Genomic DNA, 25397 nt, shown 5'->3' with positions numbered 1-25397 from the left:
CCCTCCTCCTCGCCCACTTCCTCCACCCCCTCACCACCAGCGCCCACCACAAACTCGCCCGCATCATCCTCGCCCCCTCCGAAAAAGCCCGACTCACCGCACGCGTCGCCCACCTCGCCACCAGCCGCGCCGACACCATCGACACCCAGGCCGCCGAAATCCGCCGCATCGAACGCGACCTCCACGACGGAGCCCAAGCCCGCCTCGTCGCCCTCGGCATGAACCTCGCCCTGGCCGAACAGATCGTCGACACCAACCCCCACAACGCCAAACACATGCTCGCCGAAGCCCGCGAGACCACCCGCAAAGCCCTCACCGAACTCCGCGACCTCGTCCGCGGCATCCACCCACCCGTCCTCGTCGAACGCGGACTCGACGGAGCAGTCCACGCCCTCGCCCTCACCCACCACCTCCCCATCACCGTCACCACCAACCTCAACGGCAGACCCGCCGACCCCGTCGAATCCGCCGCCTACTTCGCCATCGCCGAACTCCTCACCAACACCGCCAAACACACCCACGCCACCCACGCCTGGGTCCACATCAACCACGGCCGCCAACGACTCGTCACCACCGTCACCGACAACGGACAAGGAGGCGCCCAACCCACCCCCGAAAGCGGCCTCGCCGGCATCGCGCGGCGCCTCGACTCCTTCGATGGCACGATGAACATCACCAGCCCCCACGGCGGCCCCACCATCGTCACCCTGGAGATCCCATGCGCGTTGTCATCGCCGAAGACCTTGCCCTCCTCCGCGACGGCCTGATCCGACTCCTCGAAGCCCACACCTTCACCGTCGTCGCCGCCGTCGACAACGGCCCCGACCTCCACACCGCCCTCATCGACCACAAACCCGACGTCGCCGTCGTCGACGTCCGCCTACCCCCCACCTTCACCGACGAAGGCCTCCAGGCCGCCATCGGCGCCCGCAGCCAGATCCCCGGCCTGCCGATCCTCGTCCTCTCCCAACACGTCGAACAGCTCTACGCCCGCGAACTCCTCTCCGACGACGCGGGCGGCGTCGGCTACCTCCTCAAGGACCGCGTCTTCGACATCAACCAGTTCATCGAGGCCATCCGCCGCGTCGCCGACGGAGGCACCGCGATGGACCCCGCCGTCATCTCCCAACTCCTCGCCCGCCAGGACCAGAGCGGCCCCCTGGCCCAACTCACCCCCCGCGAACGCGAGGTCCTCGCCGAAATGGCCGAGGGTCGCTCCAACTCCGCCATCGCCGGACGCCTCTACATCACCGAAAAGGCCATCAGCAAACACATCAACAACATCTTCACCAAACTCGACCTGCCCCCCTCCAGCGACGACAGCCGCCGCGTCCTCGCCGTCCTCGCCTACCTCAACGGCCAATGAAAAAGGCCGCGGCCCCCACCGGGACCACGGCCACACACCCACCTCAACCACTACTCACGACGCACCCGATACAGCCCGTCGATCTCCTCGGAGAACGCACGCAACACCGCCTCACGCCGCAACTCCCCCGAAGGACGCACCAACCCCGACTGCACCGTGAACTCCTCAGCCAACACATGGAACGACCGCACCGCCAGATGCCGCGGCACACTCCGGTTGGCCTCATACACCAAACCCTGCACCTCCCGCAGCAGATCACGGTCCCCCGCGATCTCCTCCGGCGCCATCGACAACGGCCGACCGTTCACCAGACGCCAGTACTCCAACTGATCACGCACCAGCGTCACCAGGGCACTCGCGAACGGCCGCCCCTCCACGATCACCAACACCTGACTGATCAACGGATGCGACCGCAACCGAGCCTCGAAACCCGACACCACGTCAGAGTCCCGCGAACCCTCACCCACCGCCGCGAACTCACCCGTCCCCGACGACTCCCCCCGAGACCCCCCGGACTCCACCACCGGAGCCACCTCCAACTCCCGCGTGGGAGCCTCCACCACAGGAAGCGACGCCGTGGCCACCACCTCCGGAGCCACCTCCAACTCCGGCTCGGCCACCACGTCGAGCACGTTCGCCCGCGGCACGAACCGCCCCGGAACCTCCGCCACCGACGCCTGCGGACGCACCCGCCCCCGCACCCGGACGAACCCCTCAGCGTCCTCCTCGGCCAACACCCCCGTGGCCAACCAGCCCTCCCGGAACGCCGACCGCGAACCCTCACCGTCCGCCCAGTACCCCAGGAACACCGCACCGCCGCGCACGAACAGCTCACCCCCGCGCGAAACCCACACCTCACGCCCCGGCATCGCCTGCCCCACCGAACCCGCGACCCGCTCACCAGGCGCGTTCGCCACGAACACACCCGCCGTCTCCGGCACACCGAACACCTGCATCACCGGCACACCCACACCGTTGAAGTAACTGTCCAACCGATCCGTCAACCCACCGCCCCAGCACACCGCCAGATGCACCCGGCCACCCAACAGATCCCGGATCTTCGAGAACGACCAGTCGTACATCGACCGCGACAACCGACGCCAGGCACCCTTCTTCGGCGACTGGTCGAACGACACCGCCGCGTCCATCGCCGCGTTGAACGTCCCCACCGAGTCCCAGTCCGTGGAGTGCGCCGACGCCCGCTCCGAACCGTGCACCCGCTCGAACAGGTCCGACCGGCACACCAGCACCGTCGGCCGGAACCGGTGCAGCTCACGTCGCAACCGCCCCGGGGCCACCAGTCCCACCCGGACCCGGCCCACCACACACGCCACCAACGACGCCAACCCCGGCAGCTCCGACATCGGCAGGTCCAACACCGCGCTCGCCCGGCCCGCAGACAGCTCCGACAACCGTGGCCACATCCGGTCAACCAGGTCAGCCGCCGCCGTCAGCAGCGCCCCGTGCGACAGCACCACACCCCGCGTCCGCCGCGAGACCGTGCTCATCGGGTACAACACCACCGCGGGGTCGTCGGCGACCACCTCGTCACGACGGAACCGCACCGCGGAGGCGTCCATGTACGTCCCCAGACCCGCCACCACCGGCAGGCCCTCCTCGTAACGCCACACCCGGCCCAGGTCCGGCAGCTCCCGCTGCAACCCCACGGCCGTCCGGTACTGGCGGTCCCCCTCGACCACCGCGGCCGCCGGGCGCGTCTCACGCACCACGTGCTTCACCCGCTCCGCTGACGCCGTCCTCGGCAGCGGCACCAACACGGCCCGCACCGACCACACGGCGAACGCGAACCGCACCCAGTCGTGGTGCGAGTCGGCCACCAGGAGCACTCGGTCACCCTCAGCGACACCGGCCGCGACCAGCCCCTTCGCCAGAGCCGTCACCTCGGTGGCGAACTCCCCGGCGGTCCGACGCTCCCAGTCCTGACCCTCCAACACGGAGAACACGTGCGCGTGGGCGTCCGTGGTCGCCACCTCGTAGATCAGTTCACTCAACCCGGAGTGTTCTCGAGCCAACGAACCGGGGGTCTCGCCCATACCCACTCATCCTCTGTCGCGTCAGTAGGCGGGCCCGACACGATCCCCACCCGCCTCAGTCGGGGAATTGTGCCCTACTGTGCCCATTTCCCCACCGAACGGCAACCTCGCCGTTCCGGCCTGAAATCACCCGAGACCTGGGCTCATCGGACCTTCACCCGCGCGGCCCAGACGAACGCCAGCAACGACAGCACCGCCACGGAGGCCATCACCACCGCCATGCTCACCAACGAGGCCTGACCCGAAGGCGTCAACCCCGCCGTGGCCGCGATCAGACCGCCAAGAGCGAACTGCATCGAGCCCATGAGTGCCGAGGCCGTACCGGCCACGGCCTTGGGCTGACCGTCCAGAGCCGTCACCGTCGCGTTCGGCATGATGAAACCGACGCTGAACATCATCAGAGCCAACAGCCCCGACACCATCCACAGCTCCGCCATCCCGCTCAGCGCCAACACCAACAGCGACAGCACCGACACCAGGGCCAGCAACAGACCCATCAGCAACCGCCGGGCCGTGTCCACACGACCCACCAGGAAACCGTTGCCCTGGGTGCCCGCCATCGACGCCAACGCGTTCACCGCGAACAACCACCCGTAGGTCTGCGGCGAGATCCCGAACTCGTTCTGCGAAACGAACGAGAACGCCGACACGTAGGTGAACAGCATCCCGAAGCTCAGCCCCAGAGTCAGCACGGGACTCACGAACCGCGGGTTGCGCACCAGACCCCACACCGTCGAGGCCAGCTGACGCGGCCCCTGGGACCGTCGGGCCTCCGGCGGCAGGCTCTCCGGCAGCCACAACAGCACCAGCACGAAGCTCAGCGCCGACATCGCCGCCAACACCCAGAAACTCAACTGCCACGGGCCCACCAGCAACAACTGCGCACCCACCAGGGGAGCCAGCAACGGGGCCAGCATCATCACCAACGCCAGCCGGGAGAAGAACCGCACCGCGTCGTCACCCTGGAACATGTCGCGCACGATGGCCCGGGCCACCACGGCACCGGCCGCCCCCGCCACGCCCTGGAGGAAGCGCAGCGCGATGAACACCGTCACGTTCGGCACGAACACACACAGCACCGACGTCACCGTGAACAGCGCGACACCCACCAGCAGCGGACCGCGTCTGCCCCAGGCGTCGCTCATCGGCCCGATGACCAGCTGACCCACGGCCATGCCGATCATGATCGCCGTCAGGGTCAGGCCGATCTGCCCCTCCGTCGCCCCCAGTTCCCGGGTGATCTGGGGAAAGGCCGGAAGGTACATGTCGGTCGCCAGCGGGCCGGTGGCGGTGAGCACACCGAGGACCAGCACCAGCAGGGCGATCGACTTGCGCGACCGCGTCGGTTGGGGGGCGACCCCCTGTTCGGGGGCGGTGGAGGGGGACGATGGGGACTGCACAGGCACTCCAGTTCGCAGACAGGCCGATCCACACGGCGGCGTACCGGAGCCGCGACGGATCAGGGATGGTTGGGGAGCGTGCCCAAAGGAATGGACCACTCCATACCAACACCGAAGGGGAGGATTTCGCTCCCCACCCAACCATCCGAAGGCCTGTGATGTCCCTTACGTCGGCGTTACGGTCATCTGCACCCCCGCCACCGACCGCCCGTCACCGCACCAGCCGGTCCAGCAGCCTCTCCACCTCGGCCTCCGGGTCCTCCGTCAGACCGCCGTGGATCGGCCCCGGCTGCACGATGGTGCTCCTGGGAGCGGTCAGCCAACGGAACCGCTGCCCCGGCCGCTCACGACCGGCCAGCCCCGCCTCGGCACCACCCCGGCACATCATCTCGACCGCCTCCAGGGCCCGCCGCACGCCGGCGACGTCCACCGCCGCGTCCACAGCCAGCAACCGGGCCTCGTCCAGGTCCGATCGCGACGCCAGGAACGCCCGCTCCTGCGAGTACACGATCACCCCGGCGTTCACGCACTCACCGCGGTCCAGACGCGGGATCACCCGCAGCAGCGCGTACTCGAACACCGCTCGTTCACGTTCCACACCCACCTGCCCGGTGGTCACCGTGGTGTAGCGCTCGCTCACGAGGTCACCTCCGGCAGCCAGGAACGGTCCGCCACTCGGGCCACCAGGTGCTTCACGTACGCCTCTCGTACTTCCTCCGCCGAGTCGAACCCCGGCTCGTCCACCAGCCATTCATCGGGCACCAGACGCACCACACCGCGCAGCAGGTCCTCGTCCACGAGCGGGGCCAGGGCGGCGTCGGCCGCCGCGAGGTCGGGAGCGGCCCCCGACAGCACGTGGTCGGAGGCGTCGTAGGCACGCTTGACGAACCGGTCGGCATTGGCCCAGCTGTGGTGGAAGATCAGCGTCGCCCCGTGGTCGATCAGGTAGGGCCGACCGTGCCACAGCAGCATGTTCGGGTTGCGCCAGGAGCGGTCCACGTTCCCGGTCAGGGCGTCGAACCACAGCACCCGGCCAGCGAACTCCCGGTCCACCTCGAAGGTCAGCGGGTCGAAGCCCAGGGAACCGGGGAGGAAGTCCATCCCCAGGTTCAGCCCGCCGCTGGCCTTGAGCAGCTCCTGGACCTCCGGGTCGGGTTCACCGCGGGCGATGACCGCGTCGAACTCCACCTCGGCCAGTTCCGGGACCGGTAGCCCCAGGGCCCGGCCCAGCTCACCGGTGATGACCTCGGCCACCAACGTCTTGCGCCCCTGTCCGGCACCGATGAACTTGACCACGTACATTCCCAGGTCGTCGGCCTCGACCAACCCCGGGAGCGAACCTCCTTCGCGCAGCGGCAGCACGTACCGCGTCGCGATCACCTTTTTCAGCACGCTGGCCAGCATAGGCACCGAACCCGACGTCCGTGTTCGCGTGCCCGCCCGCGGCAACGGTGCCGTCCGGCGCTCAACCGGACACAGGCGCGAGGTCCGGCCGGACCCGGACGGGACCCGCATCCTTTCTCCCGCGCTCTCCTAAACAGGGCTGAACACGTTCTAGATACGGGCCCGCCGGGCCGGACACACCCAACCCCTCGAGAACGAGGAGTTGGGAGGCGGGCGGCGTAGCCGCGCGAATATGGTTTTTGGTAGGGCGGTTCGACAGAACAGCCGCGCCACCTTTACGACGTAGATTTATAATGTGGACACCCGAACCGCTCGAAGATTCCGAAGATCCTCGGAAGTTCCCCTGTCCCCATCCGGTGAGTCCGCAGACACGAAGCGGGTGGCGGGGCACTCCGGCCCGCCACCCGCTCCCCCGTGTCAGCGGCCCGGCCCTCGGGCCCGCGCTCCCCCGGTACAGCTAGAGGTTGTCCTCGGGGTCCTGCCCCCACTCCCCCTCGCCCTCGTCCCCTGGCGCGGGGATCGTGGGCGCCGGGCTGGCCGGGTCCCCCTCCCCCTCCTCCGGGCTCGGCTCCGACCCCGGCTCCTCGGCCGGCTCGGACTGCTCCGCCCCGGGCTCGCTCGGGGCCGGCATCTCCGGAGGCGGGAACTGCATCATCCACAGGTACAACGCGAACACCAACAACAGGAGCAACAGCAACAGGGCGCCCAGGCCACCGATCAGCCACCAGTTGGCCTCCCCACGGGCCACCGGGCTGTCCCTGCGCCCCGCCCACGGCGCCCAGCGCACCGCCGAGCCGCCCCGCTCCCCCGCCCAGTACGGCATCACGACCGGGCCGCGCAGGACCACCGGCCCACCGCGCCCGGCCTCCTCCAGGAACCGGCCCGCCCCCGCGCCGTCCTCCTCGTAGGGAACCGCCACCCACAGGGCCGACCTCCCGCTCGTACGGGCGGCCGCCACGTTCTCACCGTCACGTACCGCGCGCGCGAACCGCTCCCGAGTGGGCTCGTCGATGCCCGCCGCGTCGTTGAGCATCGCCACGCTCATCCGCTCCCCGGCGGAGTCGCGGCCCAGGTAGACCACGCCCAGACGTGACTCGTGCAGCCGTCCCAGCAGCCGGTACCCGCCGAGCTGGCGCGGGTCGACGTCGTTGAGGCCCCTCGTGGGCGCCGTCATGTCACTTCCCCTCTCCGACACGTCGCGGTCCGCCACCCGTCGTCCCGCCGTCCGTCCCGGTCCCAGTCTCGCGTTGTCTACCGGCCCGAGAGCACCTAAACAGGTAGTGTCGCCACAGGTGATCCACAACCTACTCCTTACCGGCGCCCACGCACGGGGGCGCCGAGTCCGGGAAGGACGGGACATGGCAGAAACCCCACCCGGGAACGGTCCCGCGTCCGCGCCGGGGCCGGAGAGCACTCCGGGCGAGCCGACCCGCTTGCTGCGGGCGGCGCTGCACGAGGTGTCCACGGTGATCGTGGGCCAGGAGCGCATGGTGGAGCGCTCCCTCATCGCACTGGTGGCCCAGGGGCACTGCCTCATCGAGGGGGTCCCCGGCATCGCCAAGACGTTGGCCGTCTCCACGCTGGCCAAGGTCACCGGCGGGTCGTTCTCCCGCATCCAGTTCACCCCGGACCTCGTGCCCTCGGACATCGTCGGCACGCGCATCTACCACCCCTCCACCGAGCGGTTCGACGTCGAGCTGGGGCCGGTCTTCGCCAACTTCGTGCTCGCCGACGAGATCAACCGTGCGCCCGCCAAGGTGCAGTCGGCGCTGTTGGAGGTCATGGCCGAGCGGCAGGTGTCCATCGGCGGCACCACGCACCCGCTGCCCTCACCCTTCATCGTCATCGCCACGCAGAACCCGGTCGAGTCCGAGGGGGTCTACCCGCTGCCCGAGGCGCAGCGCGACCGCTTCCTCATGAAGGTCAACGTCCACCACCCCAAGGCGCACGAGGAGATGGAGATCCTGCGCCGGATGAGTTCGACGCCGCCCACGGCCCACCAGGTGCTGGACCCGGTGACCCTGGGCGAGCTCCAGGCCGACGCCGAGCGCGTCCACGTGCACCAGCTGATCGCCGACTACGTCGTGCGCCTGGTCATGGCCACACGCGAGCCGGAGAACCACCAGATGCCCGACCTGCGCCAGGCACTGGAGGTGGGCGCCAGTCCGCGCGCCACCCTTGGCCTGGTCGCGGCGGCGCGGGCGCTGGCCTTGCTACGGGGGCGCGACTACGTGCTGCCGGACGACGTGCGGGTCCTGGCCCACGACGTCATCGCGCACCGTCTGGTCCTGACCTTCGACGCCCTGGCCGACGGCGTCACGCCCGACCAGGTGGTCGACCGCATCCTGTCGACCGTTCCCGCGCCCCGGGTCATCTGGGACGAGCCGCCCTCGGGTGAGACCGCCTCCTTCGCCACGCAGAGGTAGGAAGGGACCAGAGGTGATCGTGTGAACAGACCCTTCATCGGTTCCGACCCGCGGCTCAGGGCCGCGCTGCGCCGGTTGGACCTGCGCATCGTGCAGCGGCTGGACGGCCTCCTGCACGGGGAACACCTGGGGCTGCGGTTGGGCCCGGGGTCCGAGGCGGCCGAGGCCCGGCTGTACCAGCCGGGTGAGGACGACGTGCGGCACATGGACTGGGCGGTGACCGCGCGGACGGACACCCCCCACGTGCGCGACGTGGTCGCCGACCGCGAGCTGGAGAGCTGGACCCTGCTGGACCTGTCTCCGAGCATGGACTTCGGCACGGGGCTGAGGTCCAAACGGGAGATCGCGGTGGGCGCCCTGGTGGCGACCAACCTGCTCACGCAGCGGGTGGGTGACCGTTTCGGAGCGCACTTCCTGCACCAGGGGCGGGTGCGGCGCTGGCCCGCGAGGTCGGGCAAGGAGGCGCTGCTGTCGTTGTTGGCGACGGTGGCCGCCGCGCCACAGGAGGACGTGCGCACGCCGGACGAGAACCGGGCCAGCCTGGCCGACGCCGTCACCGACCTGGTGCGGACCCGGCGCAGGCGGGGGCTGCGCGTGGTGATCTCCGACTTCCTCGACACCCCGGCCTTCGGTGACGAGGTGCCCTGGGAGCGGCCGCTGCGGCAGCTGGGCTCACGCCACCAGGTGCTGGTGGTGGAGGTGCTGGACCCCCGGGAGCTGGACGTGCCCGAGGTGGGCGACGTGGCGTTGCGTGATCCGACCACCGGGCTGGTACGTGACGTGCGTCTGACCCGTGCGGTCCGTGAGCGCTACCAGCGGGCCGCCGCGGCGCAGCGGGCGGCGGTGCGCGGGGCCCTGCGCCGTTGCGGGGTACACCATCTGGTGTTGCGCACGGACCGGGACTGGGTCCTGGACACCGCCCGGTTCGTGATCAACCAGCGCCGGACCGCGCACCACATGGCCCGGCACACGCCGGGGGTGCCCAGGTGAGCGGCTCCGGCAGAGCCGGGATCCCGGGCCGGGACGTGGGCGCGGGAGGTTCCCGCGCAGGTACGGGCAGGGGGGACGTGGGGCGGTCATGACCTTTCTGGAGCCGCAGCGGCTGTGGTGGCTGCTGATCCTGGTGCTGCTCGTGGGCGCGTACGTGTTCACGCAGCGCCAGCGTCGTGAGTACACGGTGCGCTTCACCAACCTGGAGCTGTTGAACCAGGTGGTGCCGCACCGGCCGGACGTGCGTCGGCACGTGCCCGCCACGCTGTTCACCCTGGCGTTGGGGGTGCTGATCGCCGCGATGGCGGTGCCCGCGATGCCGGTCGAGGCGCCCCGGGAGCGGGCGACGATCATGGTGGCGGTGGACGTGTCGCTGTCGATGGCCGCCAACGACATCGAGCCGGACCGGTTGCACGCGGCCAAGGAGTCGGCCCGTGGGTTCGTGGAGACGTTGCCGGACCGGTTCAACGTGGGCCTGGTGTCGTTCTCCTCGACGGCGACGGTGGTGGCCGCGCCCACGCAGGACCACGAGTCGGTGACGGGGTCGATCGAGACCCTGCGGCTGGGTCCGGGGACGGCGATCGGCGAGGGGGTGTTCGCCTCCCTGGAGGCGATCCGCACCTTCGACGAGGACGCGGAGGAGGACCCTCCGCCCGCCGCGATCGTTCTGCTCTCGGACGGTGAGAACACGAGTGGGCGGGACATCCTCCAGGCGTCGGCCGAGGCGGCCGAAGAGGAGGTTCCGGTGTCGACGATCGCCTTCGGCAGCGGGGCCGCGATGATCGAGATCGACGGGTACCAGGTGCCGGCCGACATCGACAAGGAGGCGCTCCAGGGGCTGGCCGAGGACACCGGCGGGCACTTCTACGAGGCCGAGAGCGAGACGGAGCTGGATGAGGTGTACGAGGACATCGGGTCCTCACTGGGCTCGGAGATGGTGCATGAGGAGATCGTCACCCGGTTCGTCATGGCGGCGATCGTCCTGGCGCTGGCGACGGCATTGACCTCGCTGCTGTGGTTCCAACGGCTTCCCTGATCAGCGGCAGTTCAATCTCAGCGGCCAGTGTTGTTGGTCACATCCCTTTAGGTGGGGTTTATACCTTTTCCCGCTCGGCCACGGGTTAGCGTTGGCATGTTTTGTCATGCCCACCCACTTCGAGGAACGATGCCGAACACACCCGCTCTCCCGGCCGCGATCTGTTTCGACCTGGACGACACACTCATCGACGACCTCGCCGCCTCGTCCGTGGGTCTGCGCACGGTCATGGAACGGCTCGGCCACCCCGACTTCGGTTCGGCCCGCGCCCTGTGGGACACCCAGACCGAGATCTCCTTCGGCGCCTACCTGCGCGGCGACCTCACCCTGGACGAGCAGCGCCGCCAGCGCATCCGCGCCCTGGCCCTCCAGGCCGGCCACTCCGACCTCGCCGACCAGCACTGCGACGAGCTCTACCGCATGTACCTGGACGGCCACCGCAGCGGTTGGCAGGTCTACTCCGACACCTTCCCGGTGCTCAACGCCCTCTCCTCGGCCGGATACCGGCTCGCCGTGCTCACCAACGGCATCGAGTCCCTCCAGCACGCCAAACTCCAGGCCCTGGAACTCACCCCCTACTTCCACGCCGTGGTCTGCGCCGACACCGTGGGCGCGGGCAAGCCCGACCCCCGGATCTTCCGCACCACCGCCCAGCGACTGGGCGTGGAGCCCGGCGCCTGCTGGCACGTGGGCGACCAGATCCAGGCCGACGCCGTGGGCGCCGTCGCCTCGGGCATGCGCCCGGTCATCGTCGACCGCCAGGCCCGCCAGCCCGTGGAGGGCGTCACCACCCTGAACGACCTCGACAGCCTCCTGCGCATGGTGGGGCTGTCCAGCAGCATGGCCGCGACGGGTCTGCTGTGACCTCGATCGACGACTGGATGGCCCGCCGGGTCACCGTCCACCTCGTCACCTCCGGACCCACCGGCCCGGTCCTGGTCGGAGCGCGCGTGCTCTTCGGTGAGGACCCCGAGGAGGTGGCCCGCCGACTGGGCGGCCTGCCCGAGGGGGCTCCGCTGGTGGCGCTCGACGTGCTCACCGAGACCGTGAGCCTGCCGCGCGGGCGCGCCCTGCACGTGGACCGGATCGTGTTCGCCGAACCCGACCTCGTGTCCGCCTGGCCCTCGGTCGTGCCCACCGAGGGTCTGCTTCCCCCGGCTCCCGCCCTGGCACCCGAGGAGGACCCCGTCCCGGAGGGGGCGCGCCCCCGGATGCGCCGGTTCTCGTCCTACGGGATCGTCACCGACCCGGCCGGGCGGATCCTGCTGAGCCTGATCGCCGAGGGCTACCCCGCCGCCGGTACCTGGCACCTGCCCGGCGGAGGCGTGGACACCGGTGAGGACGTGCGCGCCGCGCTGCGGCGCGAGGTGCTGGAGGAGTCCGGTCAGGCCGGTGTGGTCGGTGAGCTGATCACCGTGGCCAGCCACCGGCGGGCGCAGAGCTCCGGCACGGACGTCTACGCGGTCTGGGTGTTCTCCCACGTGCACGTGGCCGAGCCGACCGCGCCCCGCGTGGTCGAGGTGGACGGCTCCACCGCCGACTGCGGTTGGTTCACTCCGGCCGAGCTGACGGAGCTGCCGCTGTCCACCACGGCGCGACGCGGCATGGAGTTCCTGGTCCGGCACCGCCGTCGCGGCTGACCGGGACCGATCGGGCCGGGCCGGTGGCCCGGCACCCGGTGGGGTGTGGCCGGACCGCGGTGTCCGGACCGTGTGACTAGACGAGGACGCGGTGGCGCAGCCACCACAGTCCCGCCCCCAGGCCCAGGACCAGGACCCCGGTGCCGACCACCGGCAGGGGCAGGCTGGTCGCGAGCACCACGCACCCCACCAGGCCCACGATCGGGGCGATCAGCGGCGGGCGGTTCTCGTCCGGGCCGAGCCGCAGCGCCGAGGCGTTGGTGATGGCGTAGTAGACCAGCACGCCGAAGGCGGAGAAGGCGATCGCGCCCCGCAGGTCGGCGACCAGCACCAGGACGATCACCACGGCAGCCACCACGGCCTCGGCGCGGTGGGGCACCCCGTAGCGTTCGCTCATGGCGGCCAGAGGGCGCGGCAGGTGACCGTCCGAGGCCATCGCCGCGGTGGTGTGCGAGATCCCCATCAGCAGTGGGAACAGGGCTCCCAGGCTGGCCAGGGCCGCACCGGCCACCACGAACGGCACGAGCATCGGGAACCCGGCGACCTGGACGGCGTCGGCCATGGGCGCCTGGCTGGTGGTGAGTTTCTCGCGGCCCAGCACGATGAGCAGGCCGGTGCCGATCGTCAGATACACCACCAGGACCGTGCCCAGGGAGAGCGAGATCGCCCGGGGGATGGTGGTGCGGGGGTCCCGGACCTGACCGCCCAGGGTGGCGATGCGCGCGTACCCGGCGAAGGCGAAGAAGATCATGCCCGCCGCGCCCAGGACGCCGAAGGAGCCCGGCCAGGGCCCGAGCCCGTCCACCTCGGCGACGGCGGCCAGGCGACCACTCATCAGCATCGCGACGAACACGGCCGCCAGGACGGCCAGCACCATCAGGAGCAGCACCTTGATAACCAGGGTCGAACGGCGCACGCCCCGGTAGTTCACCGCGGCCAGGACGACCACGGCGGCCACCGCGACCGGTTTCTGCCACTCGGGGAGGGTGTAGGCGGCGAAGGTCATGGCCATGGCCGCGCAGGAGGCGATCTTGCCGACCACGAACGACCAGCCCGCCAGGTAGCCCCACAGGTCGCCCAGGCGTTCGCGCCCGTAGACGTAGGTGCCGCCGTCCTCGGGGTGCTGGGCGGCCAGTCGCGCCGAGGAGATCGCGTTGCAGTAGGCGACCAGACCCGCGATGAGGATGGCGACGGGCAGCCAGGCCCCGGCGCCCAGCGCCGCGGGGGCGAAGACCGTGAACACTCCGGCGCCGAGCATCGCCGCGGCGCCGATGGCGGCCGCGTCGACGGTTCCCAGCGTCCGGGCGGGTCTGGCCTGCGGTCCGGAAGAGGTGGCCAACGGGGTCTCCTTGCGTGGGTGTCTCCGGTCGTCGACCGGTGGGCGCACCCTCGTTCCCGCTGGTGGAGGCTGTGGCCCGAGAGGGCCGGGGGCCTCCGGAAGCGGGACGAGGGTCGCGTCCGACTTCCGAGTGTGCCCGATACCGGTGACCGGCGAGAGCGAACCCCCTGTACCGGGGGTGGCCGATTCCGGACCGTCGCGCTCCGCGCCGGGGAAGGCGCGGGCGCGGGTCGGGGCCCCCTGCCGTGGCCGGGGACCCCTTCGGTTGCTGGGTTTCTCGCTGGGCGCGGGCGCCTCCGAGTCAGGTGGGACGCCAGGGTGAGCCCGCGTTGTCGTTGATGTCCTCGGCCGCCACCTGACGGAGCTGGCGTGAGAGGTCTGACAGTGCCCGGGAGACGGCGAGTTCCTCACCGATCTCGGGTACGTCCAGGTCGGTCGGGTGCTTGCGGGCCATTCCGTGACCGCGCAGGGCCGTGCCGTCGTCGGCGACCAGGCCGACCTCCGCCCACGTGCGGGCGGCGTCGCCCTCGTTCTCCTCGGCGACGACCACGTCGACGTTCCAACGCTTCATCGTCTGCATGGCATCCGCTCCCTCTCCGTCCGTGCCCGGGCCGGGCGTGTGTTCGATGTGCGCGTCGGGTCCCGGGTGGACCAGAGCCACGTGCTCCGGTTCGGTGCCGATCCAGTGCACCTGGTAGGGCGGTGACCCCTCCGCGCCCCGGACTCGGGTGACCACCCCCGTGCGTCGGTGGGTGTCGGCGTTCGGACTCTCGACGACCAGTCGGTCTCCTACCTCTGCTCGCATGGGTTCCCCCACAAACCTCGCTTGTCTCCATCATCGGTGCTGTTTCGGCTCTCAGCGAGGGGTTGGTTCTTTCGTTCCCGGTGGTATGCGAGGTTTTTGCCGTCCCATCACCCAGTCCGTGCCTGGTAGCGTCACGGCGTGGCCCAGCACTACTTCGACTCCGATCCCGGCACCGCCAGTCGGCCCTCCACCGCCGACCTGGTCCTGCCCGACCTCCACCTGCGCCTGCGCACCGACCGCGGCGTGTTCTCACCCGACAGGATCGACCTGGGCACCCGGGTCCTCCTGGAGAGCGTGCCCGCGCCCCCCGCCGAGGGGCGGCTGCTCGACCTGGGCTGCGGGTACGGGCCGATCTCCCTGACGATGGCCTCCCGCGCCCCCGGGGCGCGGGTGCTGGGGGTGGACGTCAACTCCAGGGCCGTGGGGCTGTCCCGGCGCAACGCCGACGACCACGGGCTCGACAACGCCTGGTTCGGCGTGATCGCTCCCGAGGGAGGCCTGGCCGTGGAGCAGGGCGAGGGCCGCGCTCCCGCGCCCGAGGACCTGCTCGGCCCCTTCGACGCGATCTGGTCCAACCCGCCGATCCGCGTGGGCAAGGACGTGTTGCACTCCATGTTGCGCACCTGGCTGAACCGTCTCACCCCCGAGGGCGTCGCGCACCTGGTGGTCCAGCGCCACCTTGGCTCGGACTCACTCCAGAAGTGGCTGGACGCCCAGGGGCTGCCCGCCGAGCGCGTGGCCTCCCGGTCCGGTTTCCGGGTCCTGGCCGTGCGGCGCGCCGCGTAGTTCCTTCCCCGCCCGCGGGCCTGCCGGAGGCACACGAACGCCCGGACCTGCACGGACTCCGAACTCGCCCGAACCACACCCCTCTGCCCGAACTTGCCGGTATGTGTCCCGGGTCACGCGTGCGCGCGCGACCCCTGACCGGTAGCCTGTACCGACCACGCCGGACCGCCCGGCCCCCACCACGAGGAACACACCGCAGTTGAGCACGCAGTTGCGTCCCACGGACGTCAAACGCCTGAACCGCCAGTGGCGCAGGCGCACCGAGGGGCGTCTGGCCCTTCTCGTCGAATCGGTCACCCAGCCCTACAACCTGGGGTCGATCCTGCGCACGTGCGCGACCTTCGGCGTGGACCAGCTCTGGCTCACCGGTAACAGCGCGGACCCCGACGACCCCAAGGTCGGCAAGACCGCCCTGGGTACCGGCGCGAAGGTCCCGCACACCCGTCTGTCCGGCACCGCCGAGGCCCTGGCCGCCGCCCGCGCCGACGGCTACAGGGTCGTGGCCGTGGAGCTGGCCAAGGGCGCCGTACCCCTGCACGCCGCGCCGCTGGAGCCCGACGTGTGCCTGGCCGTGGGCGCCGAGGACCACGGCTGCTCCCCCGCCCTGCTCACGGGCGCGGACGCCGTCACCTACATCCCGCAGATCGGCCGGGTCGGATCGCTGAACGTGGCCGTGGCCACGTCGATCGCCCTGGCTGAGGCACGACGCCGCGAGTGGGCCACCTTCGACGACGAGGCCAACGCGCCCGTCGGAGGCTGAGCCCCCAGGGAATCTTTCTTCCCCGCTGGACGTCCCTCCTGTGAAACACAGACCACTCCATTCACACCCGACGCGCAAAGGCGCAGAGAGAGGAACAGTGGACCCGTCCCGAAGTACCAGCAGCATCCCCAAGGGATGCTGTGACCCAGACTCCGACGAGCCCCCTTCTGTGAAGGGCGCGCACCTTCGTAGGATCCCTGCCCACAGGCGGACCCAGGCGGTGTGTGCCCGATGATCAGCACCGTTCTCAGTATCGCCTTCGGTGCCCTGGTGGTCTTCCTGATCACCGTGGCGACGGGTTACTTCGTCGCCCAGGAGTTCGGCTACATGGCCGTGGACCGTTCGCGACTCAAGTCGCGGGCCGCGGCCGGTGACGCGGGCGCGAAACGCGCCCTGGCCATCACGAAGCGAACTTCGTTCATGCTCTCCGGTGCCCAGCTGGGCATCACCGTCACCACTCTTCTGGTCGGTTACGTCGCCGAACCGATGATCGGTCAGGGTGTCGGCGAGCTTCTCGGCGGCGCGGGCGTGCCCGTCGGCACCGGCCTCGCGATCGGCACCGTACTGGCCCTGCTGTTCTCCACCGTCATCCAGATGGTGTTCGGCGAGCTCTTCGCCAAGAACCTGGCCATCGCCCACCCCGAACCAGTGGCCCGTTGGCTGGCCCTGTCCACGGGGATCTACCTGAAGGTCTTCGGACCGGTGATCTGGCTGTTCGACCAGGCGGCGATCTGGTTGCTCAGGCTGGTGAACATCACCCCGGTGGAGGACGTCCAGCACGCGGCGACCCCGCGCGACCTGGAACGCATCATCGCCGAGTCCCGTGAGACCGGTGACCTTCCCGCCGAGGTGTCCACCCTGCTGGACCGCACCCTCGACTTCCACGACCGCACCGCCGGGCACGCGATGATCCCGCGTCCCGAGGTGACCACCGTGGAGGAGGGCGACCCGGTCAGCCTGGTCGTGGAGCTGATGGCCTCCGACCACTCCCGTTTCCCGGTCCTGGGTGAGGGCGTGGACGACATCGTGGGCGTGATCTGCCTGCGCGACGTGCTCGCGCTGGGCGACCGCGACCTGTCCGGTGTCCGGGTCAGCGAGGTGGCGCGGGCGACCGTCATGGTCCCGGCGTCGCTCCCGCTGCCGGGCGTGCTGGACCAGCTGCGCGAGGCGGGCGAGGAGTTCGCCTGCGTGGTGGACGAGTACGGCGGCCTGGCCGGGGTGATCACCACCGAGGACCTGGCCGAGGAGCTGGTCGGCGAGATCGCCGACGAGCACACCCCGGAGGAGGAGGCCCCGGCCCACCTCGACGGGGAGAACGGCTACGTCGTTCCCGGAGCCCTGCACATCGACGAGGTCGAGCGGCTGATCGGCCACGACCTGCCCGAGGGCGACTACGAGACCATAGGCGGTCTGGTCATCCACGAACTCCACCGGCTGCCGCAGGTCGGCGATCGCGTGGAGCTGCCGCTGCCCCGACCCTCCAGCGCCCATGACGGCGATCCCGACATGGCTCTGACGCTGACCGTGAACGCGGTCCAGCGGCACGTTCCCAACACGGTGGAGCTGCGGCTGCGTGAGGTTGTCGAGGACGGCGCACGGGAGGTGCGGGCATGAGTGACATGAACGTGTGGTTGGCCATGGGGCTGACCGTGGTCTTCATCGCGCTGAGTGGCTTCTTCGTGGCGATCGAGTTCGCCCTGGTGGCGGCGCGCCGCTACCGGCTGGAGGAGGCCGCGCACACCAGCGCCTCGGCGCGCGCGGCGCTCAAGAGCGCCCGCGACCTGTCGTTGCTGCTGGCCGGTTCGCAGCTGGGCATCACCCTGGCCACGCTGGCCCTGGGTGCGATCTCCAAGCCCGCGTTCCACCACATGCTGGAGCCGCTGTTCGGCGGCCTGCCGTCCTCGGTGGGGTACGTGCTCTCGTTCACGTTCTCGCTGATCATCGTGACGTTCCTGCACCTGGTGATCGGTGAGATGGCGCCGAAGTCCTGGGCGATCTCGCACCCGGAGAAGTCGGCGACGATGCTGGCGATCCCGATGCGGGCGTTCATGTGGCTGACCCGCCCGCTGATCGTGATGCTCAACGGCATGGCCAACTGGGTGCTGCACCGGTTCGGTGTGCAGGCGGTGGACGAGCTGGTGAGCGGACACAACCCGGAGGACGTGCGGGAGCTGGTGGAGCACTCCGCGAAGGCGGGTGCACTGGACTCCGAGCGCCGGGACCAGCTCGCCACGGCCCTGGAGGTCAACTCCCAGCCGCTGGACGAGCACTTCACTCCGCGCGAGGAGATCGCGTGGGTGGAGCCGGGCGCCGGTGTGGAGGAGGTCAAGCGGGTCTCTCGCGAGTCCACGCACCTGCGCCTGGTGGTCATGGAGGCGGGTGAGCCGGTCGGGGTGCTGCACGTGCGTGAGGCGCTGAACAGCCCGGACGGGACCACCGCCGCCGACCTCATGCGCCCGGTGCTGACGCTGTCGGTGGGTACGCCGATGTACGCGGCGATGGGCATCATGCGGGACAGCCGCAGCCACCTCGCGCTCGTCGAGGACGGGGGCGAACTGGTGGGCCTGGTGACCCTCCAGGACATGCTGGACCGGTTGCTGCTGCTGGACACGGCGGCCTAGCGTCCGGAGCGGGAACGAACACGGCGGGGGCCGGTCACTCACGTGACCGGCCCCCGCTTCGTGTGACCCGTGGGTCCGCCTCCGACCTCAGGCGGTCTTCGTGGTCAGGGTGACCTCGATGTTGCCGCGGGTGGCGCGGGAGTAGGGGCACATCTGGTGGGCGGCCTCGACCAGCTTCTCGGCCTCGGCCTGCTCCAGACCCGGGATGGTGACGATGAGCTCGACGGCGATGTCCAGGCCGTCCTCGGACTTGCCCAGGCTCACCTTGGAGTCGACGGTGGAGCCGTCGACCTTGGCCTTGGCCTGGCGGGAGACGTTCTTCAGGGCGCCGTGGAAGCAGGCGGCGTAGCCGATGGCGAAGAGCTGCTCGGGGTTGGTGCCGGGGCCGTCGTCGCCGCCCACGCCCGCGGGCACGGAGAGGTCGACGCTCAGGCGACCGTCATCGGTCTTGCCCGAGCCCTTGCGGCCCTCGCCGGTGACACTGGCGTTGGCGGTGTAGAGAACGTTGTAGGCCATGTTCGATCCCTCTCTGTGGCCCGGCGGCGCCGGGCCCGCGTGTGTCGTCGTGGAGTGGTTCGGGTGCGTCCTTCAGGTGCCCGGGTCCGGGTCGGGCGTGGCCGTCCGGCCCGCGGCTCCGGTCACCGAACGCGTGACGTGGTCGAGCAGACCCCGGAGCTCCTCGATCCTGGCGACCGGAAGGCCGGTGGCGTGCAGGACCTGGTCGGGGACTCCCCGGGCCAGTTCGCGCAGTCGGCTGCCCTCGTCGGTGACGCTGACGTGCACGATCCGTTCGTCCTCGGGCCCGCGCCTGCGGGTGAGCAGACCGGCGCCCTCCATCCTGCGCAGCAGGGGTGAGAGCGTGCCCGAGTCGAGGCTGAGCGCGATTCCGAGCTCCTTGACCGGCAGGGTCCCGCGTTCCCACAGCACGAGCATGACCAGGTACTGCGGGTAGGTGAGCCCCATGTCGGCCAGGATCTCCCGGTAGAGCCCGGTCAGGGTCCGGGAGGCCGTGTAGAGGGAGAAGCACAGCTGTCGGTCCAGGGCGAGGGGATCGCCCTCGTCGGTTCCCGCCATGTCACTCCTCCCCTCGTCGTCCCGCTCACCGTAACAGGAATCGGTTGTGCACAACAGTGTTGTCCACAACTCTTTCACGCGGAGCGGCCCCTCGCCCTCCGGAACACACGTGGGGCCCGGGTCCACCGACCCGGGCCCCACCACCCGCTCGGCACTACAGGAAGCGCACGCCCTGGGCCAACGGCAGCTCGCCGCCGTAGTTCACCGTGTTGGTGGCCCGGCGCATGTACGCCTTCCAGGAGTCCGAACCCGACTCCCGGCCCCCGCCGGTGTCCTTCTCCCCGCCGAAGGCACCACCGATCTCGGCGCCCGAGGTACCGATGTTGACGTTGACGATGCCGCAGTCGGACCCGGCCGCGGACAGGAATCGCTCGGCCTCGGCCTGGTCCTGGGTGAAGATCGCCGAGGACAGCCCCTGCGGTACCCCGTTGTGGAGCTCCACCGCCTCCTCCAGGGTGCGGTAGGTGAGCACGTAGAGGATGGGCGCGAAGGTCTCCGTGCGCACGACCTCGGTCTGCCCGGGCATACGCACCACGGCGGGCTCGACGTAGAAGGCGCCTTCGGCGTCCTTCTCCAGTCGCCGCTCACCACCCACCAGCACGTCGCCGCCGTCGGCCCTGGCCTGCTCCAGCGCCTCGCGCATGGCAGTGTGCCCGCGCTCCCCCACCAGCGGACCCACCAGGGTCGCCTCGTCGTAGGGGTCGCCGATCCGCTCGCGCAGCTGCTGGTAGCCGTCCACCACGCGCTCGACCACCTGGTCGACCACGTCCTCGTGCACGATCAGGCGGCGCAGCGTGGTGCAGCGCTGTCCGGCGGTCCCGGCCGCGGCGAACACGCTGCCGCGCACCACCAGGTCCAGGTCGGCCGAGGGCGCCACGACGGCGGCGTTGTTGCCTCCCAGCTCCAGGAGGTACCGGCCCATCCGGGCGGCCACCTTCGGGGCCACGGTCCGACCCATGGCGGTGGAACCGGTCGCCGAGACCAGGGCCACCCGCTCGTCGTTCACCAGCACGTCGCCGACCTCGGCGCCGCCCAGGACCACCCGGTGGACGTCGGTGGGGGCGCCGACGTCGGCGGCCGCGCGCATGAGCAGGCCGTGGCAGCCCAGCGCCGTCAGCGGGGTGAGCTCGGAGGGCTTCCAGACCACGGTGTCACCACACACCAGCGCCACACAGGTGTTCCAGGACCACACCGCGACGGGGAAGTTGAAGGCGGTGATGACGCCGACCACGCCCAGCGGGTGCCAGGTCTCCATCAGGCGGTGCCCGGGGCGCTCGGAGGGCATGGTGCGGCCGTAGAGCTGGCGCGACAGACCCACGGCGAAGTCGCAGACGTCGATCATCTCCTGGACCTCGCCCAGGGCCTCGGAGCGGATCTTGCCCGCCTCGATGGTGACCAGCTCGGCGAGGTCGGCCTTGTGCTCGCGCAGCAGCTCACCGAGCCGGTGGACGAGCTGCCCGCGCACCGGGGCGGGGGTGTCCCGCCACGCGGAGGTGAAGGAACCGTGGACCTCGGCCACCGCCCTCTCGGCGGAGGCCGGGGTGTCGAACTCGACCGGGAAGAGCGTCCCACCAGTGATCGGCGTGCGGGCCTGACCGGGCGCCCCGAGGGGTTCGGGCAGACGGGTCGCGCCGCACCGTTCCAGGGCGGTCCGCGCGCGTTCGGCGAGGACCTCGGTGTCGGGGAGGGCACCAGTGTGCATGTGTGTTCTCTCTCCGTTGAGAGGGGAGGCGGTCATCACACACCTTGCCAACTCCGGGCCCGGCGGTCCACCCCCGGCGTCCGGACCGCGGGGTGTGGCGCCGCGCCCGGACCGGGTCCGGGAACGGGCCCCGGGGCCCGCACCTGGGCGGGCACCGACCCCGTACGGAGTGTCGTGGGGGACCGTTAGAATCGCGGAGCCGCTCACCCCGTCCCCGACCCAGACAGCTGGCCCGTGCACCCCGACACCACCCTCGAAGAGGCCCGCGCCGACCGTCCCGAGCCGCGCCAGATCCTGGCCCGCTCCGGCTTCGGCGCCGCCGACCCCCTGTTCGCCGCGGACCTGCGCGCGAGCACCGATCTCGGACAGGCCCGGGAGGTGGTCGCCTCACACGCCTCCCGACTGTGGACCGAGTCCACCCGCACCGGCCCCGACCCCGTCGACGACCGCCCCCTGTACTGGGCACGGCTGGTCCTGCGTTCCCGGCTGCGCGCCTGGGAGCCGTCCTTCCCCCTGACCGAACCGGAGCGCTCCGGGCTGCTCCACCTGTGCGAGACCGCCTCCCGGGGCATCACCGACCTCGACTTCCCCCCGGGCGACCGGTGGGTTCGCGTGGTGGTCACCGGATTCGACCCCTTCCATCTGGACACGGACCCGGGCTGCTCCAACCCCTCCGGAGCCGCCGCCCTGGACCTGCACGGGTGGACCTTTCCGGTGGGTGAGCGCACCGCGGTGGTGCGCGCCGCCGTGTTCCCGGTGCGCTGGGGCGACTTCGACGCGGGGCTCGTCGAGGAGGCACTGGCCGACCAGTACGGCGTGGCCGACGCGGTGATCACGCTCAGCCGTGGCCGCGGCCAGTTCGACCTCGAGGTCTGGAACGGGGCGTGGCGCGGCGGCGGCACCGACAACCTCGGGGTGTCGCGGACCGGACGCGCCCCGGTGCCCGGGCCCGACGCCCCGGAGTGGACCCGCACCACCCTCCCCCTGGAGCGGATCGTCGCCGAGACGACCGGCCCGACCGCGATGGTCGTCAACACCGAGGTCACCGAGGTGCCCGAGGGTGGCGACACCCCCGTGACACGCCCGAACGGGCCCAGCGCCGATTCCTCTTCCAGAAAGGGGGGTGGCGGCGACTATTTGTCCAATGAGATCGCCTACCGCAACACACTGCTGCGGGACCGGTCCGGTTCACGTGTGGCCGCCGGGCACGTCCACCTGCCCAACACCGGGCGTCCCGCCGAGCACACCGACACCGTGGCACGCACACGCGCCCTCGTGGCGGTCGTGGCGGCCGAGGCCCTGTCGGCACCAGCCCCCGAGACCGAGCCGGAGGGCTCCCCGGGGGACTGAGGTTCGGCGGGGCCCGGTGGTACCGGGGGGTGACCGGGAGGGCGGTGGTGACACGCCCGAGCGCGGGTCGAGTCCGCAAAATTCACCTTCCGGCCACAGAGGGGCAATTCGTCACTCTGTGAACACGCCTCGTCGCTCTGAGGTCGCCTGGCGGGCGTGTGGCTTCGATAAAGTCCCCACGTGGCTGACACCTCACTGCGAAGAAATCTCACTGTCAGTGCTGCTCTGGGGCTGCTACTGGTCCCGGGCTGCCACTCCGCGGAACAGAGCCTGCCCTACGCCGAGGCGATCCAGTTCTCTCCGGACACCCTGGAGAAGCTGGTCACGCGCACGGTGTCGGTGCAGGACGACCACAGCACGGTGAGCTACCGCTATCCCATCCTGGGCGAGTCCCATCCGCTGACGGCGGAGATCCGCACCGGGATGGCCGAACGCCAGACCGCGTTCCTGGAGGAGCTGCCCGACCACGGCAGCCCCGAGCTGGTCCAGGACGTGGAACTACTGGCCGCCTCCGAGGACGTGATCGGGGCCAGGACGACCGTTGTCACCTCGGGTGTGCGCGGGGCCGGCACCGAGACATCGACACTCTGGTACGACGCCGACACGGGCCGGGTCCTGCCCTGGACCTCGCTCTTCAGGGACGAGGGGTCCCTCGAGGCGGCGCACCTGGCCGTGGCCCAGGTACTCAAGGACGGTTACCAGCTCTCCGTCGATCAGATGCCCGGGCTCCTGGGCGAGATCGCCACGCGGGCGGAGGCCGACCCGGACTCCGTCTCCGCGGTGGCCTCCGAACCGGCCGCCTCACCCGAGGCGGAACCCGAGGAGAACGGGGAGGCGGCCGGGACGGACGGTGCGGCTCCCACGGCCGGTGACGCGGATCTGACCGACCCGGAACAGGCCTGGGAGGCCGCCGAACGCTGGGCGGCCTCACCGCTGGCCGACCTGGCCTTCAGCACGGCGGGTGGGCTGGCCGTGCGGTTGGACCCGTCCGACGTCCCGAGCGCGGGCCGGGTCAGCGAGGTCCTGCTGCCGGTGGAGCCGGAGGAGACCGAGGAGCTCCTCTCGGAAATGGGCTACCACGCGCGCAGCGCCGCCGTGGGGGCCAACTCCGACCCGGAGGACTTCCCGTTGGACGGCACGCTGACCGCCGAGGGCAGCAGTCTGGACTGCGAGCGTCTCAAGTGCGTGGCGCTGACCTTCGACGACGGCCCGGGCGAGCACACCGAGGAACTGTTGGACCACCTGGGCGAGTACGACGCCAGGGCCACCTTCTACGTGATGGGCTCCCTCGTGGGCGAGTTCCCCGAGATCGTGGAGCGCACGCACGCCGAGGGCCACGAGATGGGTAACCACACCTGGAAGCACGACGACCTCACCACTCTGTCAGCCGACGGGGTGGCCAAGGACCTGGAGCGCACCGACAAGGCGATCCAGGAGGTGACCGGGGTGGCGCCGCCCACCCTGCGCCCGCCCTACGGTGCGATGAACAGCACCGTGAGCGACGCCACCGAACACCCGATCATCCTGTGGGACGTGGACACCATGGACTGGCAGAACCGGGACACCGCCGCGGTCGCCAAGCACGCGCTGGACGAGGGCAAGCCGGGCAGCGTGATCCTGTTCCACGACATCCACAAGTCCAGCGTCGACGCCATCCCGGACGTGCTGGAGGGCATGCACTCCGAGGGGTTCCACTTCGTGACCGTCAGCGAGATCTTCGGCGAGGACGGCCTGAAGCCGGGAGAGACGCACACGGACGCACGGGTCGACTGACCCACCGGTTCCGAACGGGCCCCGGTCGCCGCATGGCGACCGGGGCCCTCGACGTTCCCAGGACGGCGTCTCCCTGGTCACGCACACTCTGAGACGCGCCGCATATTGCACCTGGTGTCTGATTCGTCTAAATTTCGACGCGTGAAAGTTACCTCTTTGACGCGCGGGGCCACCGTTGGCGCGGCCGGGGCGATGCTGATCACCTCCGGCCTACTGCTCGGAGCCGCGCGCCCGGTGACGGCCGCGCCCTCCGAAGAGGCCCCGGACTGCGACGAGGTCGCGTGCGTGGCACTGACCTTCGACGACGGCCCCGGGAAGTACACCGAAGCGCTCCTGGACACCCTGGCGGAACACGACGCCAGGGCCACCTTCTACCTGCTCGGGTCCAAGGTGGGCGACCACAGCGAGGAGGTGCGGCGCATGGCCGAGGAGGGCCACGGGATCGGCAACCACACCTGGAAGCACGACGACCTCACCACGCTCTCCCACGACCGGATCAGGGACGACCTCGCCCGCACCGACCGCGCCGTCGCCGAGGTCACCGGCGAACGGCCCCGGAGCATGCGCCCGCCCTACGGCGCGCTCGACGACACCGCCCGTGAGGCGATTCCCCACCCCATGGTGCTGTGGGACGTGGACACACTGGACTGGCAGCACCGCGACGGCGACCGGATGCGCGAGATCGCCCTGGACGGTGTGGGCGACGGCAGCGTGATCCTGTTCCATGACATCCACGAGACCACCGTGGAGGCGATCCCCGCCCTCCTGGACGACCTCACCGAAGAGGGCTACCACTTCGTGACCGTCAGCGAGCTGTTCGGGGACGACCTCGAACCGGGCACCGCGCACACCGACGCCCGGTCCGGGTAGT

At 70.6% G+C, this 25397-nt stretch carries 24 protein-coding genes; 14 read left to right on the top strand and 10 right to left on the bottom strand.

Annotated elements, in window-relative coordinates; genetic code table 11:
• Together ADX84_RS12645 and ADX84_RS12640 are read left to right on the top strand one after the other, a co-directional pair.
• Positions 1-767 (top strand): sensor histidine kinase (locus ADX84_RS12645; RefSeq protein WP_049572657.1); only part of this gene is annotated, 767 nt, incomplete at its 5' end.
• The gene (locus tag ADX84_RS12640; protein WP_049572654.1) at positions 719-1366 is read left to right on the top strand and encodes a response regulator transcription factor; all 648 of its coding nucleotides are present in this window, start codon (positions 719-721) and stop codon (positions 1364-1366) included. The genes ADX84_RS12645 and ADX84_RS12640, both read left to right, overlap by 49 nt.
• Positions 1367-1416: 50 nt before the next feature.
• Here the strand turns inward: ADX84_RS12640 and ADX84_RS12635 are convergent, their stop codons facing one another.
• From ADX84_RS12635 to ADX84_RS12615, 5 genes are all read right to left on the bottom strand, one after another.
• Entirely contained in the window at positions 1417-3420 is a 2004-nt protein-coding gene (locus ADX84_RS12635) for an AMP-binding protein (protein ID WP_049572651.1), read from the bottom strand.
• 143 nt (positions 3421-3563) lie between these two features.
• Positions 3564-4820 (bottom strand): multidrug effflux MFS transporter, encoded by a 1257-nt coding sequence (locus ADX84_RS12630; RefSeq protein ID WP_049572647.1) that lies wholly within the window; start codon positions 4818-4820, stop codon positions 3564-3566.
• 211 nt (positions 4821-5031) lie between these two features.
• The gene (locus ADX84_RS12625) at positions 5032-5460 is read right to left on the bottom strand and encodes a DUF3037 domain-containing protein (RefSeq protein WP_049572642.1); all 429 of its coding nucleotides are present in this window, start codon (positions 5458-5460) and stop codon (positions 5032-5034) included.
• Positions 5457-6224: a HipA family kinase gene (locus ADX84_RS12620; RefSeq protein ID WP_049572640.1), complete on the bottom strand. Its 768-nt coding sequence runs from the start codon at positions 6222-6224 to the stop codon at positions 5457-5459. Before ADX84_RS12620 ends, ADX84_RS12625 begins: the two co-directional genes overlap by 4 nt.
• Positions 6225-6681: 457 nt before the next feature.
• Complete coding sequence (locus tag ADX84_RS12615; protein ID WP_049572678.1) at positions 6682-7398, bottom strand: hypothetical protein; 717 nt, start codon at positions 7396-7398, stop codon at positions 6682-6684.
• A gap of 184 nt (positions 7399-7582) precedes the next feature.
• Between ADX84_RS12615 and ADX84_RS12610 the strand changes: the two genes are divergently transcribed.
• The 5 genes from ADX84_RS12610 to ADX84_RS12590 all read left to right on the top strand — a co-directional run bounded on the left by ADX84_RS12610 (position 7583) and on the right by ADX84_RS12590 (position 12316).
• A complete protein-coding gene (locus ADX84_RS12610) occupies positions 7583-8650 on the top strand; it encodes a MoxR family ATPase (protein ID WP_049572636.1) in 1068 nt (355 codons plus the stop codon).
• 21 nt (positions 8651-8671) lie between these two features.
• The gene (locus ADX84_RS12605) at positions 8672-9640 is read left to right on the top strand and encodes a DUF58 domain-containing protein (protein WP_049572633.1); all 969 of its coding nucleotides are present in this window, start codon (positions 8672-8674) and stop codon (positions 9638-9640) included.
• An 88-nt stretch (positions 9641-9728) separates the two neighbouring features.
• Positions 9729-10676 (top strand): VWA domain-containing protein, encoded by a 948-nt coding sequence (locus ADX84_RS12600; protein ID WP_049572630.1) that lies wholly within the window; start codon positions 9729-9731, stop codon positions 10674-10676.
• 129 nt (positions 10677-10805) lie between these two features.
• A complete protein-coding gene (locus ADX84_RS12595; RefSeq protein WP_049572626.1) occupies positions 10806-11540 on the top strand; it encodes an HAD family hydrolase in 735 nt (244 codons plus the stop codon).
• The gene (locus ADX84_RS12590) at positions 11537-12316 is read left to right on the top strand and encodes an NUDIX hydrolase (RefSeq protein WP_156208073.1); all 780 of its coding nucleotides are present in this window, start codon (positions 11537-11539) and stop codon (positions 12314-12316) included. The genes ADX84_RS12595 and ADX84_RS12590 overlap by 4 nt, the downstream gene beginning before the upstream one ends.
• A gap of 76 nt (positions 12317-12392) precedes the next feature.
• On the opposite strand, the gene ADX84_RS12585 is transcribed toward ADX84_RS12590, so the two are convergent.
• Complete coding sequence (locus ADX84_RS12585) at positions 12393-13655, bottom strand: APC family permease (RefSeq protein WP_049572622.1); 1263 nt, start codon at positions 13653-13655, stop codon at positions 12393-12395.
• A gap of 301 nt (positions 13656-13956) precedes the next feature.
• Positions 13957-14460 carry a dsRBD fold-containing protein gene (locus tag ADX84_RS25425; protein WP_082206441.1) on the bottom strand — a complete coding sequence of 168 codons (504 nt, stop codon included), beginning with the start codon at positions 14458-14460 and terminating at the stop codon, positions 13957-13959.
• A 138-nt stretch (positions 14461-14598) separates the two neighbouring features.
• Between ADX84_RS25425 and ADX84_RS12575 the strand changes: the two genes are divergently transcribed.
• From ADX84_RS12575 to ADX84_RS12560, 4 genes are all read left to right on the top strand, one after another.
• Positions 14599-15246 (top strand): class I SAM-dependent methyltransferase, encoded by a 648-nt coding sequence (locus ADX84_RS12575; RefSeq protein WP_049572619.1) that lies wholly within the window; start codon positions 14599-14601, stop codon positions 15244-15246.
• 199 nt (positions 15247-15445) lie between these two features.
• Entirely contained in the window at positions 15446-16006 is a 561-nt protein-coding gene (locus tag ADX84_RS12570; RefSeq protein ID WP_049572615.1) for a TrmH family RNA methyltransferase, read from the top strand.
• A 231-nt stretch (positions 16007-16237) separates the two neighbouring features.
• Positions 16238-17620 (top strand): hemolysin family protein, encoded by a 1383-nt coding sequence (locus tag ADX84_RS12565; protein ID WP_049572612.1) that lies wholly within the window; start codon positions 16238-16240, stop codon positions 17618-17620.
• The gene (locus ADX84_RS12560; RefSeq protein WP_049572610.1) at positions 17617-18627 is read left to right on the top strand and encodes a hemolysin family protein; all 1011 of its coding nucleotides are present in this window, start codon (positions 17617-17619) and stop codon (positions 18625-18627) included. Before ADX84_RS12565 ends, ADX84_RS12560 begins: the two co-directional genes overlap by 4 nt.
• A gap of 87 nt (positions 18628-18714) precedes the next feature.
• Here ADX84_RS12560 and ADX84_RS12555 read toward each other — a convergent pair whose 3' ends face one another.
• The 3 genes from ADX84_RS12555 to ADX84_RS12545 all read right to left on the bottom strand — a co-directional run bounded on the left by ADX84_RS12555 (position 18715) and on the right by ADX84_RS12545 (position 21403).
• On the bottom strand, positions 18715-19143 hold the full coding sequence (locus ADX84_RS12555) for an organic hydroperoxide resistance protein (protein ID WP_049572607.1): 429 nt from the start codon (positions 19141-19143) through the stop codon (positions 18715-18717).
• A 72-nt stretch (positions 19144-19215) separates the two neighbouring features.
• Positions 19216-19701, bottom strand: a complete 486-nt coding sequence (locus tag ADX84_RS12550) for a MarR family winged helix-turn-helix transcriptional regulator (RefSeq protein WP_049572605.1) — start codon at positions 19699-19701, stop codon at positions 19216-19218.
• A 154-nt stretch (positions 19702-19855) separates the two neighbouring features.
• Positions 19856-21403 carry an aldehyde dehydrogenase family protein gene (locus ADX84_RS12545; RefSeq protein WP_049572602.1) on the bottom strand — a complete coding sequence of 516 codons (1548 nt, stop codon included), beginning with the start codon at positions 21401-21403 and terminating at the stop codon, positions 19856-19858.
• A 234-nt stretch (positions 21404-21637) separates the two neighbouring features.
• On the opposite strand from ADX84_RS12545, the gene ADX84_RS12540 reads away from it, so the two are divergent.
• From ADX84_RS12540 to ADX84_RS12530, 3 genes are all read left to right on the top strand, one after another.
• A complete protein-coding gene (locus ADX84_RS12540; RefSeq protein WP_049572598.1) occupies positions 21638-22753 on the top strand; it encodes a pyroglutamyl peptidase in 1116 nt (371 codons plus the stop codon).
• A gap of 180 nt (positions 22754-22933) precedes the next feature.
• Positions 22934-24526: a polysaccharide deacetylase family protein gene (locus ADX84_RS12535; RefSeq protein ID WP_049572596.1), complete on the top strand. Its 1593-nt coding sequence runs from the start codon at positions 22934-22936 to the stop codon at positions 24524-24526.
• 192 nt (positions 24527-24718) lie between these two features.
• Entirely contained in the window at positions 24719-25396 is a 678-nt protein-coding gene (locus ADX84_RS12530; RefSeq protein WP_049572592.1) for a polysaccharide deacetylase family protein, read from the top strand.
• Position 25397 lies beyond the last annotated feature (1 nt).

The sequence above is a fragment of the Nocardiopsis sp. SBT366 genome (assembly GCF_001083815.1).
In the GTDB taxonomy this organism is placed as follows: Bacteria; Actinomycetota; Actinomycetes; order Streptosporangiales; family Streptosporangiaceae; genus Nocardiopsis; species Nocardiopsis prasina.
Note: the sequence above shows the minus strand (reverse complement) of the source record. Positions and strands in the feature narration are given on the sequence as shown.